The following is a 965-nucleotide window of genomic DNA, read 5'->3' as shown; positions in this document are numbered from 1 at the left end:
ACGCCCGCGCCAACGGTACGGCCGCCTTCACGGATTGCGAAACGCAGACCGTCGTCCATCGCGATCGGGTGGATCAGGGTAACAACCATTTTGATGTTGTCGCCCGGCATTACCATCTCTACGCCTTCCGGCAGTTCGATGGTACCAGTCACGTCAGTAGTACGGAAGTAGAACTGCGGACGGTAGCCTTTGAAGAACGGAGTATGACGGCCGCCTTCGTCTTTGGACAGGATGTACACTTCAGATTCGAACTTGGTGTGCGGCTTGATGCTGCCCGGCTTAGCCAGTACCTGACCACGTTCGATTTCTTCACGTTTGATACCACGCAGCAGAACACCTACGTTCTCACCAGCACGGCCTTCGTCCAGCAGTTTGCGGAACATTTCAACGCCAGTACAGGTGGTTTTCGCGGTTTCTTTGATACCAACGATTTCAACTTCTTCACCAACTTTGATGATACCGCGCTCTACACGACCGGTAACAACGGTACCACGACCGGAGATGGAGAATACGTCTTCGATCGGCAGCAGGAACGGCTTGTCAATCGCACGCTCTGGTTCTGGGATGTAAGAATCCAGGAAGCCAGCCAGTTCGATGATTTTCGCTTCCCACTCTGCGTCGCCTTCCAGCGCTTTCAGAGCAGAACCACGAACGATCGGAGTGTCGTCGCCCGGGAAATCGTACTGAGACAGCAGTTCACGAACTTCCATCTCAACCAGTTCCAGCAGCTCTTCGTCATCAACCATGTCGCATTTGTTCAGGAACACGATGATGTACGGAACGCCTACCTGACGACCCAGCAGGATGTGCTCACGAGTCTGCGGCATCGGGCCGTCAGTCGCAGCAACAACCAGGATCGCGCCATCCATCTGAGCAGCACCGGTGATCATGTTTTTAACATAGTCGGCGTGGCCCGGGCAGTCTACGTGTGCGTAGTGGCGAGTCGGGGTGTCATATTCAACGTG

At 54.7% G+C, this 965-nt stretch carries 1 protein-coding gene; it reads right to left on the bottom strand.

Translation table 11 applies throughout. The features are described 5' to 3' along the window. On the bottom strand, positions 1 to 965 hold a 965-nt coding region (gene tuf / locus PGR79_RS23770), incomplete at both ends, for an elongation factor Tu (RefSeq protein ID WP_430922621.1).

The sequence above is a fragment of the Klebsiella sp. 141161 genome (assembly GCF_050600815.1).
In the GTDB taxonomy this organism is placed as follows: Bacteria; Pseudomonadota; Gammaproteobacteria; order Enterobacterales; family Enterobacteriaceae; genus Klebsiella; species Klebsiella aerogenes.
This window is presented reverse-complemented; position numbering and strand designations above follow the sequence as displayed.